At 59.7% G+C, this 13,641-nt stretch carries 13 protein-coding genes; 3 read left to right on the top strand and 10 right to left on the bottom strand.

All coding sequences use genetic code 11. The features are described from left to right. Nucleotides 1-131: 131 nt before the first annotated feature. The 3 genes from choV to EQV97_RS09925 form a co-directional block, all read right to left on the bottom strand. Nucleotides 132-1,310, bottom strand: a complete 1,179-nt coding sequence (choV, locus tag EQV97_RS09935) for a choline ABC transporter ATP-binding protein (RefSeq protein WP_122841189.1) — start codon at nt 1,308-1,310, stop codon at nt 132-134. Then, nucleotides 1,307-2,152: a choline ABC transporter permease subunit gene (choW, locus tag EQV97_RS09930; RefSeq protein WP_240888884.1), complete on the bottom strand. Its 846-nt coding sequence runs from the start codon at nt 2,150-2,152 to the stop codon at nt 1,307-1,309. The genes choV and choW overlap by 4 nt, the downstream gene beginning before the upstream one ends. Nucleotides 2,153-2,228: 76 nt before the next feature. Continuing rightward, on the bottom strand, nt 2,229-3,179 hold the full coding sequence (locus EQV97_RS09925) for a choline ABC transporter substrate-binding protein (protein WP_122841191.1): 951 nt from the start codon (nt 3,177-3,179) through the stop codon (nt 2,229-2,231). 435 nt (nt 3,180-3,614) lie between these two features. Here EQV97_RS09925 and EQV97_RS09920 point away from each other — a divergent pair, with 435 nt between their 5' ends. Together EQV97_RS09920 and EQV97_RS09915 are read left to right on the top strand one after the other, a co-directional pair. After that, the gene (locus EQV97_RS09920) at nt 3,615-4,991 is read left to right on the top strand and encodes an L-serine ammonia-lyase (RefSeq protein ID WP_122841192.1); all 1,377 of its coding nucleotides are present in this window, start codon (nt 3,615-3,617) and stop codon (nt 4,989-4,991) included. 540 nt (nt 4,992-5,531) lie between these two features. After that, a complete protein-coding gene (locus EQV97_RS09915) occupies nt 5,532-6,635 on the top strand; it encodes a GlxA family transcriptional regulator (RefSeq protein ID WP_045059887.1) in 1,104 nt (367 codons plus the stop codon). 38 nt (nt 6,636-6,673) lie between these two features. On the opposite strand, the gene EQV97_RS09910 is transcribed toward EQV97_RS09915, so the two are convergent. The 6 genes from EQV97_RS09910 to EQV97_RS09885 all read right to left on the bottom strand — a co-directional run bounded on the left by EQV97_RS09910 (nt 6,674) and on the right by EQV97_RS09885 (nt 11,990). Further along, nucleotides 6,674-6,937: a hypothetical protein gene (locus EQV97_RS09910; protein ID WP_045059888.1), complete on the bottom strand. Its 264-nt coding sequence runs from the start codon at nt 6,935-6,937 to the stop codon at nt 6,674-6,676. Between the two features lie 370 nt (nt 6,938-7,307). After that, nucleotides 7,308-8,471 (bottom strand): gamma-butyrobetaine dioxygenase, encoded by a 1,164-nt coding sequence (locus EQV97_RS09905; protein ID WP_122841193.1) that lies wholly within the window; start codon nt 8,469-8,471, stop codon nt 7,308-7,310. A 14-nt stretch (nt 8,472-8,485) separates the two neighbouring features. Next, complete coding sequence (locus EQV97_RS09900) at nt 8,486-8,962, bottom strand: thioesterase family protein (protein WP_122841194.1); 477 nt, start codon at nt 8,960-8,962, stop codon at nt 8,486-8,488. Nucleotides 8,963-9,025: 63 nt separating this feature from the next. Then, complete coding sequence (locus EQV97_RS09895; protein ID WP_240888883.1) at nt 9,026-9,991, bottom strand: L-carnitine dehydrogenase; 966 nt, start codon at nt 9,989-9,991, stop codon at nt 9,026-9,028. A gap of 76 nt (nt 9,992-10,067) precedes the next feature. Continuing rightward, nucleotides 10,068-10,955: a 3-keto-5-aminohexanoate cleavage protein gene (locus EQV97_RS09890; RefSeq protein ID WP_225570266.1), complete on the bottom strand. Its 888-nt coding sequence runs from the start codon at nt 10,953-10,955 to the stop codon at nt 10,068-10,070. Between the two features lie 90 nt (nt 10,956-11,045). Beyond that, complete coding sequence (locus EQV97_RS09885) at nt 11,046-11,990, bottom strand: choline ABC transporter substrate-binding protein (RefSeq protein WP_240888882.1); 945 nt, start codon at nt 11,988-11,990, stop codon at nt 11,046-11,048. A 207-nt stretch (nt 11,991-12,197) separates the two neighbouring features. Between EQV97_RS09885 and EQV97_RS09880 the strand changes: the two genes are divergently transcribed. Beyond that, nucleotides 12,198-13,142, top strand: a complete 945-nt coding sequence (locus EQV97_RS09880) for a GlxA family transcriptional regulator (protein ID WP_122841198.1) — start codon at nt 12,198-12,200, stop codon at nt 13,140-13,142. Nucleotides 13,143-13,172: 30 nt separating this feature from the next. Here EQV97_RS09880 and EQV97_RS09875 read toward each other — a convergent pair whose 3' ends face one another. Further along, nucleotides 13,173-13,589 carry a DUF3010 family protein gene (locus EQV97_RS09875; RefSeq protein WP_045059894.1) on the bottom strand — a complete coding sequence of 139 codons (417 nt, stop codon included), beginning with the start codon at nt 13,587-13,589 and terminating at the stop codon, nt 13,173-13,175. Nucleotides 13,590-13,641: the final 52 nt, after the last annotated feature.

Raw genomic sequence — 13,641 nt, 5'->3', positions numbered from 1 at the left:
ACAAGAGCATGCATTCCAATGTGGGAGCCAGCCTGCTGGCGATGGGGGCTTCTACTTCAACGACTGCATCACCCGATATCCCATAAACGAAAACGCCGCGATCCTCTCGCGGCGTTTTTGTGTCTGTTGTGTTACCCCAGGTTCTTGCCGAGCAGCGCGTGGTATAGCTCGCTGTCACCGAGGATCCCTACCACCTGGTTGTTGTCATGCAGCACCAGTTTGTTGCCGGTCTGGTAGCGAATCTGCAGCGCATCGCGCATGCCGATATTGGAGTCCACCAGGGTCGGCCGACGACCCAGGCCGTCCACTGCCTGCCCGGGTGCCCAGTTCTGCAGATCCAGGCTCGCACCGTTCTGGCGGGCGCCCTTGATGGTGTTGCCTTCGGCCAGGTCCAGCCATGAATCGCCGCCCGGGTCGAGGCAGACCGAACCGTTAATGCGTTTGCACTTGTCCAGGGTGCGCATCAGGCTGCGGCCGCACAGCACGTTCAGCGGGTTGGTGTGGGCGACGAAGGTGCGCACGTAATCGTCCGCAGGGTTCAACACGATCTCTTCCGGCTTGCTGTACTGGATGATCCGGCCGTCTTTCATGATCGCGATGCGACTGCCCAGCTTCAGGGCCTCATCAAGGTCATGACTCACGAAGACGATGGTCTTGCTGAGCTTGCTCTGCAGTTCCAGCAATTCATCTTGCAAGCCCTGGCGAATCAGCGGGTCGAGGGCCGAGAAGGGTTCATCCATTAGCAGAATGTCGGCGTCCATGGCCAGCGCGCGCGCCAGGCCGACGCGTTGCTGCATGCCGCCGGATAGCTCGTCGGGCTTTTTATTGCGCCACTGGGTCAGGCCGACCAGCTCGAGTTTTTCATCGACCAGCTTCTTGCGCTCCTTCTCCGGACGCCCCTGCATTTCCAGGCCGAAGCTGATGTTTTCCCGCACCGTCAGCCAAGGCATCAGGGCGAACTTCTGGAACACCATGGCGATGCGCTTGGTGCGCATCATCTTCAGCTCTGCCGGGGTACAGGAAGCGATGTCGATCTGCTTGCCTTCGTGTTCGACGAACAGCTTGCCACGGCTCACGGTATTGAGGCCGTTGATGCAACGCAGCAGGCTGGATTTGCCGGAACCGGACAGGCCCATCAATACGCAGATTTCACCTTTGTCGACATCCAGGCTGGCTTTTTCCACGCCGACGATTTGCCCGGTTTTTTTCAGGATCTGGTCGCGGGTCATGCCCTGATCGAGCAGCTTGAGCGCCTCGCGCGGGTCCTTGGAAAAGATTACGTCGACGTCTTCGAAGCGAATAATGCTCATGCGTCACCCCCTACTTTAGCGTCGGGTTGTTTGCAGATACGGTCGAGCATGATCGCCAGCAATACGATCGCCAGGCCCGCTTCGAAGCCCAGGGCGATATCAGCAGTGTTCAGTGCGTTGACCACGGGTTTGCCCAGGCCATCGGCGCCCACCAGTGCGGCAATCACCACCATCGACAACGACAGCATGATGCACTGGGTGATACCGGCCGCAATGCTTGGCATCGCGTGGGGCAGTTCAATCCGTGAGAGCAATTGACGACGCGAGCAGCCGAAGGCTTTGCCGGCGTCCATCAGTTCCTGTGGAACATCCCGGATACCCAGGTAAGTCAGGCGGATGGGCGCGGCGATCGCGAACACCACCGTGGAGATCAGCCCCGGCACCACGCCCAGCCCGAAGAGGGTCAGGGTAGGAATGAGGTAGACGAAGGTCGGCACGGTCTGCATCAGATCGAGCACCGGACGCATCATGGTGTAGAACATCGGCTTATGCGCGGCAACAATGCCCAGCGGCACGCCGATGACCACGCAGACCAGGGTGGCGAACAACACCTGGGCGAGGGTTTCCATGGTTTCCTGCCAGTATCCCAGGTTGAGGATCAGCAGGAAGGAGACGATGACGAAAACTGTCAGTCCCCACTTTCGTTGAATGAAATGCGCAAGTAGTGCGATAAGGCCGATCAATGCCAGCGGGTTGAACCAGGTCAGCGCAAAAGTCACGCCGTGGATCATCGTTTCCAGAGACACGGCGATGGCGTCGAAGGTGTTGGCGCCATGTTGCGTCAACCATTCGACGAAGCCCGCAATGTACTGGCCTAAAGGGATTTTCTGATCAATCAGCATGGTATTGAACGTCCGCATGCAAGGAAATAACAGCCCGGGTGAGCACGCTCACCCGGCATAAACGATGCTCCTGAACTCAAGGCTGCGCGAGCTTGGCTTTCACGGCCTCCAGGCCTGGTTTACCGTCAATGGTGGTTACGCCAGCGAGCCAGGTATCGAGCACCTGTGGATTCTTTTTCAGCCAGGCCCTGGCAGCCGCGTCAGGCTTCATCTTGTCGTCCAGGACGTTGCCCATCAGCGTGCTTTCCATGTCGAGGCTGAACACCAGGTTCTTGAGCAGCTGACCAACGTTGCTGCATTCCTGGGCGTAGCCCTTGCGGGTGTTGGTGAAGATGGTCGCCTGGCCGAAGTTGGGGCCGAAGTAATCGTCGCCGCCGGTCAGGTACTTCATCTTGAAGCGCGTGTTCATCGGGTGTGGTTCCCAGCCCAGGAATACCACGGCGGTATTGCGCCGCTGCGCGCGATCGACTTGCGAGAGCATGCCTGCCTCGCTGGACTCGACGACCTTGAAGCCGGCTTCCTTGAGGCCGAAGGCGTTCTTGTCGATCATGCTCTGGATCAGACGATTGCCGTCGTTGCCAGGTTCGATGCCGTAGATCTTGCCATCGAGCTCTTTCTTGAACTTGGCGATGTCGGCGAAATCTTTCAGCCCCTTGTTATACAACTCTTCGGGAACGGCGAGGGTGTATTTCGCGTTTTCCAGGTTGGCGCGCAGGGTTTCCACGGTACCGGCATCACGATAGGCCTTGATGTCGTTCTCCATGGTCGGCATCCAGTTGCCCAGGAACACGTCCATGTTCTTGCCATCTGCCAGCGACTTATAGGTCACCGGCACGGAGATCATTGTAGTTTTGGTCTTGTACCCCAGTGCGTCGAGCACGACGCTGGTGGTAGCGGTGGTGACGGTGATGTCGGTCCAGCCGACATCGGAGAAGTTTACAGTGCTGCACTGGGCCGGTTCTGCAGCTTGCGCCAGAACCGGCAGACTAAGCATGGCGGCCAACAACAACGACGGGGAACCTTTCATTGACTGACTCCTTGGTGTTTTTTTCGGCAGTGTTCCGACTGGACCACCGCACTTATAGGTTGCGGTTGGATGGCGTTTTCAGACAGCTCTACCACGGCGCCTTGCAATCGAGTCGATACGATCATGTACCAGTGAAAATCTGACGCCTACAGGGTGCGTCGTAACCAGTACAGGGATGGTCGCATCCAGTGTCGGTGACGTCGTTTACAGCTTTTTTCTGCCCTGTTTGTCCCTCTGCGCCGTAAAAAAACGGCGGAACCATAGCGTTGGCGACTCGCGGCGTTGGTGGACAAGAGTGCGTCGGTTCGAGACGTCGAACGACCGGGTAAAAGCCTGATGATGCAGCCATATCGGCGGATTGCAGCTTGAGCGTAGCAGCTCCGTCACTGGGCGCTTTTGCGTCTGGAGTTGGGCATATCCAGGAGTTCGGCAGTAATGGCTATCAGCGTTTTCGACCTGTTCAAAATCGGCATCGGCCCTTCCAGTTCGCACACGGTGGGGCCTATGCGTGCAGCCGCACTGTTTGTGCAGGGCCTGCGAGAGAAGGGGCTGCTGGATCAGGTCCGGCGCGTCGAAGTGCAGCTGTATGGTTCGCTGTCGGCCACCGGCATCGGTCACGGTAGCGACAATGCGGTGATCATGGGCCTGATGGGTGAGTGGCCGGACGCGATCGATCCGTCGCAAATCGGCATTCGTATCGCCACCCTGCGCGAAACCGACGAGTTATTGCTCGATGGTCATCTGCCGGTGCCGTTCATCTGGGCCCGGGACATGCGCCTGATCGATGAAAACCTGCCGTTCCATCCCAATGCCATGACGTTGATGGTTGAAGGTGATGCGGGAGAACTGCACCGCGATACCTACTATTCAGTGGGTGGCGGTTTTGTCGTGGATCAGGCGCAGGCCAGTAGCGGCGTGGTGGACATGGATCGCACCGAGTTGCCTTACGATTTTTCCAGCGCGGTCGAGTTGTTGAGCTTGTGCCAGAAGCACAACCTGCGAGTTGCCGAACTGATGATGGCCAACGAAAAGGTCTGGCGCAGTGAAGACGAAATTCGTGCCGGCCTGATGAAGCTCTGGCGAGCCATGCAGGACTGCGTCGAGCAAGGCCTCAAGCATGAAGGCATCCTGCCCGGTGGCCTGAATGTGCGACGTCGCGCCGCCAGATTGCACCGCAGCTTGCAGGAGCTGGGCAAGCCGAATGTGATCGGCTCGACGCTCAGTGCCATGGAATGGGTCAACCTGTTCGCCCTGGCCGTCAACGAAGAGAATGCGGCGGGTGGGCGCATGGTCACGGCGCCGACCAACGGCGCGGCGGGGATCATTCCTGCGGTGCTGCATTACTTCATGAAGTTCAGCGAAGCGGTGACTGACGCCAATGTCGTCGACTATTTCCTGAGCGCGGCGGCTGTGGGGATCCTGTGCAAGAAGAACGCTTCCATCTCCGGGGCCGAAGTCGGCTGCCAGGGTGAGGTCGGTTCGGCCTGCGCCATGGCGGCGGCGGGGTTGGCGGAGATCCTCGGTGCCACGCCGGAGCAGCTGTGCAACGCGGCTGAGATTGGACTCGAACACAACCTGGGGCTGACGTGTGACCCCGTGGGCGGACTGGTGCAGGTGCCTTGCATCGAGCGTAATGCAATTGCTGCGGTGAAGGCGATCAATGCGGCGCAGATGGCGTTGCGCGGTGACGGGCAGCACTTTATCTCGCTGGACCGGGTGATCCGGACCATGCGTGATACCGGGGCGGACATGCATGACAAATATAAGGAAACCTCGCGCGGTGGATTAGCGGTCAGTGCGGTGGAGTGCTGATATCGGGTTGATCCCATCGCGGGCAAGCCCGCTCCCACAGGATTTGTCGTGCAACCGAGAAGTGGAGCACACCACAAATCCCTGTGGGAGCGGGCTTGCCCGCGATGTTGCCAGATCAGTCAAAACTGCGCGCAAAGTGAACACACCTTCCCTGATACGCCACCTTTTGGCGCGTCGCTTACAGATAAGCGACTTCAACAGGATCAGGGATCCCAATCGCCGCTGACCGCCTGTCACCTGTGCTTGTGGTGACACTCTTTCAATGCACGCCGCAGCCCTGTTCCCACAAGTGCTACCGATTTGCTCACACGCTAAGGGACAGAGCCCTTGCTGCTATTGATGGCACTTATATCCCCCCACTCTACGCGGTCATATACAGACACATTCCGACGTCGTTTTCAGGAGTTATTGAACGCGCATTCAATTTTAGGCATGGCAATTGCTCTGTCATTACAAAGCCCGTCTCCCACGCGAGAACGATGGCAATAACAAGAGCCTCCGCCTGAGGCCATCACCCGCTTTGTGTGAGGAGATATTGCGATGACGACGTTCAACTCCGGGACTCAACCCCAGAACCGTGCGCCTCAATCCATCGGCTTTCTGCTGCTGGACAATTTCACGCTGATTTCTCTGGCGTCCGCAGTGGAACCACTGCGCATGGCCAACCAGTTGTCCGGTCGCGAGCTGTATCGCTGGACCACACTCACCGTCGATGGCGGGCAGGTCTGGGCCAGTGACGGCCTGCAGATTACCCCCGATTGCTCCATGCACAAGGCTCCCGCGCTGGACACCATCATTGTCTGCGGTGGTATCGGTATCCAGCGCACGGTCACCCGCGAACACGTTTCGTGGCTACAGAGCCAGGCGCGCCAGTCGCGCCGTCTCGGCGCAGTGTGCACGGGTAGCTGGGCCCTGGCGTGCGCCGGGCTGCTGGACGGTTTTGATTGCAGCGTGCACTGGGAATGCCTGGCATCGATGCAGGAAGCTTTCCCGCGCGTGGCCATGAGCACCCGGTTGTTCACCCTCGACCGTAATCGCTTCACCAGCTCTGGTGGCACTGCGCCGCTGGACATGATGCTGCACCTGATCAGCCGTGATCACGGACGCGAACTGTCGGCCGCGATCTCGGAAATGTTTGTCTACGAGCGCATCCGCAATGAGCAGGATCACCAGCGTGTGCCGCTCAAGCACATGCTTGGCACCAACCAGCCGAAGTTGCAGGAAATCGTCGCGCTGATGGAGGCCAATCTGGAAGAGCCGATCGACCTGGATGAGCTGGCGGTATACGTCGCGGTGTCGCGTCGTCAGCTGGAGCGGTTGTTCCAGAAGTACCTGCATTGTTCGCCGTCGCGCTACTACCTGAAACTGCGCCTGATCCGCGCCCGGCAGTTGCTCAAGCAAACACCGATGTCGATTATCGAAGTGGCGTCGGTATGTGGCTTCGTGTCCACTCCGCACTTTTCCAAGTGCTATCGCGAATACTTCGGCATTCCGCCGCGTGACGAGCGCGTAGGGTCCAACACCACGCAACAAGTGGCGATGATGCCGCTGCCGCAAGCATTGGTGCTGTCGCCGTTGTCCGGGCCGTTGTCGGCATTGAGTCAGGCGCGTAATGAGTCGACTTTTGCCAGTGTAAGGCTCTAAACAAAGATCGTCCGATCGGACGATCTTTTGATTTTTGCTCAGGCGCTACGGCTCTGCTGGTACGCCGCCAATGCCGGCAGCAATTGCCTGTCGATCGCCTGGCGCACAGCCGGCAGGATGGTAGCGCTGCTGGTGTACATCTGCTTGACCATTGTCCGTAGCGTTATCGCCCGTTCATCGTTCAAACCGCGCACCGCGCATTCGCAAGCCTGCTCGGCTGTAGAGCCGCTGGGTACTTGAAAACCCAATGATTTCAGCTGGCCCAGCAGGTCTTCCTGGTCAATCAAATCGGCGTGCATCATGACGCAATCCTTCTTCAGGGAACGGTGTCGTGTCTCGATTCTCATCGGGGGGCGCGGTGGCGGCAAGGGCGATCTGTCGTAATGGCCGCGATACCTATGAACAGGTCGTTTTCGGCTAATTGCGTTCACAGAGGAGTGGGCACACTGGTTACAGCTGACTTCACGAAGGTTGGTCACCCTCGCGCAACGGCTCCTCAACAGTACCCACCTCTGCCTCGATCCTGTCACGGCTTGATCGGGGTTTTTTTTGCCTGTGAATCAGCGAAGGATGTGGTGCGTGGGCTGAGGCCTTCGCGGGCAAGCCCGCTTTCACAGACTTACGCATTCCATTGTGGGAGCGGGCTTGCCCGAGATGAACGATGATGCGGTTTCAGCGCTGCAATACCAGGATTCTCGACAACAGCTCATCCCGATCGACATAACAGCCCTGGAAATGCCGGGCACCGGTGGCGGGATCGAAAGCATTGCGCGCATGCAGGGTGCGGCGGTTGTCGAAGCACCAGAGCTCGCCGGGATTTAGCCTTTGCATCAGGCGAAATCGGGCCTCGCGCGTCATGGCGATAAAGCGCCGGTAGGCGCGATAGAGCCTGGGCATCTGCTCCACCGACGCATCGAACGGACCGCGCAAGAAGTTGGCCATGCGAATCTCCGACACTTGCCCCAGGTTGTTCAGGGCAATGACCGGTGCCAGGCATCGATAGTCGCTGTGCCGATCCTTGTTGCGGAACTCCACGGGGATTTCACACAGGGCGTTGAACGACTCGGGATCTTCCTCACGCAATGCCTGGGCGATGGCAAAACCATCGACGAAAATACTCTCGCCGCCCTCGGCATCATTGACCAGGCAATGGAGGAATTGCAGCCCGGGTTGCAGCTCTCGGGTCGGCAAGTCGCTGTGCAGCGGCAGGTTGAAAGCGGTATAGGCGTTGCTGTCGGCATCGGCCTTGGATTGCACGTTGAACAGCACGCCGAAGTTACTCTCGCGGATAAAGGAAATGCGCTGGGCGATCAGCTTCAGCGAGCCGGGTTCGGTGGGCACGCCGCGCACTTGGGTCAGGCCAATATCGCGCACTGCCAACAGCCACTGCAGCAAGGCGTTGTTGTCGGTCATCAGCGCTGCATAGTCGAACACCGGCAGCTGCAGGTCACTGCGCCAAAGGCTGGCTTGGGGTTTACCGGCTCGACGCTCGGCACGGGATTCGTCGTCGTAGGCATGGGCGCGTAACCAGCCCGGGTCGAAGCGGCTGCGATGGCCTTCCTGCCAGACGACACACAGGCAACCGTCGGCATCGATGTGCACCTCGCAGGGTTGCAGGTCATGGGCGACGTCGACGATCTCCAGCACCTGTTCGCGGGTCACCGTGTAGACGCACAGCGGACACGGGCAATTGTCCCGCAGCCACTGGAAGTGAAAAGGGCTGATGCGCCCGTCAGCCCACGTTACCTGAACTCGCTCCGCCAGGGTTTGCACGGCGGTCAACGCGCTGATCAGTGGATAGGTTCGGAAGTCGGCAAAAGCGGCGGCAGTGTTCAACGGCGGTCTCCTGGTTATTTTTTTGCGGGTAATGCGATCACTCGGCCGATGTACTGGGGCGGCGGCACGTCGGCTTGCTCGGCGAGGAGGGCTTGCAGCCTCGCCAGGGTGTCTTCGCCGAATGGCGCGGATCGGGGGCCGGCGAGGTCGACGTGCAGCAGCATTTGCTCATTACCCGCGAGCTCCTTGTCATCACCTGCGAAGTACAAGCTGTGATAGAGATGCAGGCGCTTGCTGTCATGGCCGATGATCCGGGTGTGTACTTCGACCTCGGCGTCGAGCTTCACTTCGTGCAGGTAATTGAGGTGCAGTTCGAGGGTGAAGAGCGAGCAGCCGCTGGCTCCGCGGTGGCTGCTGTCCATGCCGAGGCGATCCATCAGGGCGTCGGTGGCGTAGCTGAAGATCAGCAGGTAGAACGCGTCGCGCAGGTGGCCGTTGTAGTCGACCCAGTCCGGGATGATTGTGGTTTGGTAGGTGGTGAGCGTAGGCATGGTTCTGGTTCCGATGATGAGGGTGACGGGGCTGGCCCCATCGCGAGCAGGCCTGCTGATGCTTTACTCGCTAAAAGCCATCCCGTGCTTCTGCTTGGTGGTTTTCACCGCTTCCAGCACCGCCAACAGGCAATCATCACGATAGCGCTCCAGCGCTGAAATACTGTGGGTACCCAATTGATCACTGGTCCCGTCGACCACATCGTCAATCAACTTGTCGGTCAGTTCCGGCGCCGGCAGGTAGGTCCACGGCAACTGCAACGCCGGGCCAAACTGCGCCATGAAATGCCGCATGCCGGCATCGCCGCCTGCAAGGGTGTAGGTCAGGAAAGTACCCATGAACGACCAGCGCAGGCCCGCGCCAAAGCGAATGGCATCATCGATTTCACCGGTGGTCGCCACACCATCGTTCACCAGGTGCAGCGCTTCACGCCAAAGCGCTTCGAGCAATCGGTCGGCGATAAAACCAGGTACTTCCTTACGCACATGCAGCGGACGCATGCCCAGGGATTCGTAGACTTTCATCGCCGCTTGAACAGCTTCCGGAGCCGTGTTTTTACCGCCCACCACTTCCACCAGGGGCAGCAGGTAAACCGGGTTGAACGGGTGGCCAACAACGCAGCGTTCCGGATGGGTCGAACTCTCGTAGAACTCGCTGGGCAACAGGCCCGAAGTGCTGGAGCCGATCAAGGCGTCGGGTTTGGCTGCTGCACTGATCTTGCTGTGCAATTCGAGCTTCAGGTCCAGGCGCTCGGGGGCGCTTTCCTGAATGAAATCGGCATCGCGCACACACTCTTCGATGGTCGCGACAAAGCGCAGGCGATCCTGCGAAGCGCCCGGGGCCAGGCCTTGTTTTTCCAGGGTGCCCCAGGCGTTGGCGACGCGTTTGCGCAGGGCGGCTTCAGCACCAGGCGCGGGGTCCCAGGCCACTACGTCGAGGCCGTGGGCGAGGGCGCGGGACACCCAGCCGCTGCCGATGACACCGCTACCCAGGGCAGCGAAGGTTTTGATTTCGGTGATGAACGTCATGGCGACTTCCTAAAAAAATTCGGTGATCCCCTGTAGGAGCAGCCTTCGGTAGCTCCTACAGGGGATATGTGTGGGCTCAGCCGCGCTTGGTCAGGCCCATTTTTGCCCGGCCTTCGGCTGGGGTCAGGACACGGGCGCCGAGGCGGCTGAGGATTTCGCTGGCGCGCTCCACCAGCTGGCCATTGGTGGCCAACACGCCTTTGTCCAGCCAGATGTTGTCTTCCAGGCCGACCCGCACGTTGCCGCCGAGCAGTACCGCTTGCGCAGCCATCGGCATCTGCATGCGTCCGATGCCAAAGCCGGCCCAGACCGCGTTGGCTGGAAGGTTGTCGACCATGGCTTTCATGGTGGTGGTATCGGCCGGTGCGCCCCACGGAATGCCCAGGCACAGCTGGAACAGCGGATCATCGAGCAAGCCTTCCTTGATCATCTGCTTGGCAAACCACAGGTGCCCGGTGTCGAAGATTTCCAGCTCGGCCTTGACGCCCAACTCTTGTATGCGCTTGGCGCCCGCGCGCAGTTGCGCCGGTGTGGATACGTAAATGGTGTCGCCATCGCCGAAGTTCAGCGTGCCGCAATCCAGGGTACAGATTTCCGGCAGCAGCTCTTCGACGTGGGCCAGGCGTGTCAGGGGGCCGACCAGGTCAGTGTTGGTGCCGAATTCCATCGGGTTTTCGCCAGCGCCGATTTCCAGGTCGCCGCCCATGCCGGCGGTCAGGTTGACGATGATGTCGACGTCCGCTTCGCGAATGCGCTCCATCACTTCGCGGTACAGCGCCACATCCCGGCTGAACTTGCCGGTTTCGGGATTGCGCACATGGCAATGCACCACGGTGGCGCCCGCCTTGGCGGCTTCCACGGCAGCGGCTGCGATTTGCTTCGGGGTGACCGGTACGTGTGGGCTCTTGGCGGTCGTGTCGCCAGCACCGGTAAGTGCGCAGGTGATGATGACGTCGTGGTTCATGAGGCAGGTTCCTGTTCTGTAGGGGAATGGCGGGCGTGATGAGTCCGTTCGCAGCCCGTTGGGGGCTGCGATTCGGCGTTCGGTCAGGGTTTATTTACTGGTCAGTTTCAGGTGTTCAGCTGCCGGTTTGCCGTCGAAGGTGGTCACGCCTTCGAGCCAGCGCTGTTTGTCCTGGGGGTGATCATTGAGCCACTGTTTGGCCGATTCGAACGCGTCCTTGTGATCCAGCAGCGGCTGCATCATCCGGCTCTCGTCTTCGGCGGAGTAGGTCAGGTTACTGAGCAGGCGGCCGATGTTCGGGCATTGCTGGGCATAGTTCGGCGAGGTAACGGTCCAGACGGTGGCCATGCCTTCGTTCGGGCCGAGCGCATCGTCGCTGCCGGTGAGATAGGTCATCTGCACATTAACGTTCATTGGATGCGGCGCCCAGCCGAAGAACACCACGGCTTCCTTGCGCCGCACGGCACGATCTACTGCCGCGAGCATACCGGCCTCACTGGACTCGACCAGCTGGAATTTGCCCAGGCCGAACTGGTTCTTGGCGATCATCGCCTTGATCTGGGTATTGGCACCCGAGCCTGGCTCGATCCCGTAGATCTTGCCGCCCAGTTCTTTCTCGAACCTGGCGATGTCGGCGAAAGTCTTCAGGCCTTTGTCTGCCAGGTAGGTCGGCACGGCAAGGGTCGCGCGGGCGTCTTTGAGGCTTGGCGCATCAAGCACCTTGACCTGTTTAGCGTCGACGAAAGGAGTGATGGTCTGGGTCATCAGCGGGTTCCAGTACCCCAGGAACAAGTCCAGGCGCTGGTCGCGGATCCCGGCGAAGATGATTTGCTGGGACGCGCTGGTTTGTTTGGTTTTGTAGCCGAGGCCGTCTAGCAGCACCTGAGTCATGGCGCTGGTAGCGATCACGTCGGTCCAGTTCACCACGCCCATGCGTACGTTCTGGCAAGAAGCGGGTTCGGCCGCCATGACGCTGGCGCTCAGGAAAGCGGTACCGCTCAGTGCAAGAACACAGCTGCTGATGAGTCGTTTCATGTCGGGTTCCTCGGCAGACGTTATTGTGGGTTCCGGTGTCTATGTGCACCGGTGATGCCAAGTTACGCAGCTAAGCCCCCGCCAACACGCACTATGGCGACCAGCTCTTGCACTGGAGCGACCTGCCCCTTGAATGCCGCTTGCAACTGGCGTATCAACGTCCACACGCTTCCCGCCCTCTCGTTACCTGCCAGTCGAGTGCGCTCCATGTCCCAGGATTTCTACTTCTTGTTGATGCCGGGTTTTTCGGCCATCGGGTTTATCTCGGCCATCGAGCCTCTACGGGTGGCCAATCGCTTTCGCGGTGAACTCTATCGCTGGCATGTGCTGAGCGCCGATGGCGGTGCTGTTCTGGCCAGTAACGGCATGTCGGTCAACGCCGATGCCGCGCTGGAGCCGCTCGGCAAAGGGGCGACGTTGCTGGTAGTCGCCGGCTTCGAACCGCTGAAATTCGCCACGCCTGCGCTTGAGCATTGGCTGCGCCGGCTGGACAGCGACGGCGTGACCCTGGGCGCCATCGACACCGGCAGCTTCGTCCTCGCCGAGGCAGGGTTGCTTGAGGGCCATCGCCTGACCCTGCACTGGGAAGCCATCGACGCGTTCAAGGAATACTATCCGCTGCTCAGCGTCACCCAGGAGCTTTTCGAGATCGACCGCAGGCGCATTACCTCGGCGGGCGGCACGGCGTCAATTGACCTGATGCTCGACCTCATCGGCCAGGCCCACGGTCCGGAACTGGCGATTCAGGTCAGCGAACAATTCGTACTCGGTCGCATCCGCCCGCGCAAGGATCACCAGCGCATGGAAGTTGCCAGTCGGTACGGTATTCGCAACAAGAAACTGGTGCAGGTGATCGGCGAGATGGAACAGCACAGTGAGCCGCCGTTGAGTACGCTGGCCCTGGCCGAATCGATCAAAGTGACGCGGCGCCAGCTGGAGCGCCTGTTTCGCTTGCACTTGAATGACACACCGAGCAATTTCTATCTGCGGTTGAGGCTGGAGAAGGCGCAGCAGCTGTTGCGCCAGACGGACATGAGCGTGCTTGAAGTGAGCATTGCGTGCGGGTTTGAATCGCCGTCGTACTTCACTCGCAGCTATCGAGCGAAGTTTGAGCGGTGCCCGCGGGAAGACCGACGTACCGCAAAAGCATGAACACAGAAAATGTAGGATCTGCGTGCGCTATTACTTCTTCATCAGCGCAGAACACGCCGCCTTGTAGGCCTCATGCTGATATTTGTTCAGCGTCCCCGGCAGTTCAAAATTGTGCTTTTTGGCCTGGGCATTGATCGTCTGTGGCGACAGCAGCGTCACCTCACAGCTGTCCAGCAACTGAAAAACCCCCTCGATCTTGAAGGTGGTCGGCCCACCGGCAAACTCGCCTTTCTTGCTGCGCTTCTTGATCACGATCCGGTCGATTGAGTTCTCCCGAATGAACGATGCCACCTGTGCGGCAAACACTTTGACGTTGGCCGCTTCGTCGTCATCGTCCAGGGCGATTTTCTTGGTGGCCAGGGGCAGGTGGCTGAGCGCCTGATTGTCGAGGGACGCGACGGCGATGATGGCTTCACTGCCTTTGATTTCAATGCCACAGATTTTCATTTCGTGCGCTTCCAAGTCGGTAAAGTGTGATGGTGGCGCAGCCTTGAGGTGA

This window comes from Pseudomonas sp. TMW22090 (genome assembly GCF_022496665.1).
Lineage (GTDB): Bacteria > Pseudomonadota > Gammaproteobacteria > Pseudomonadales > Pseudomonadaceae > Aquipseudomonas > Aquipseudomonas gregormendelii.
This window is presented reverse-complemented; position numbering and strand designations above follow the sequence as displayed.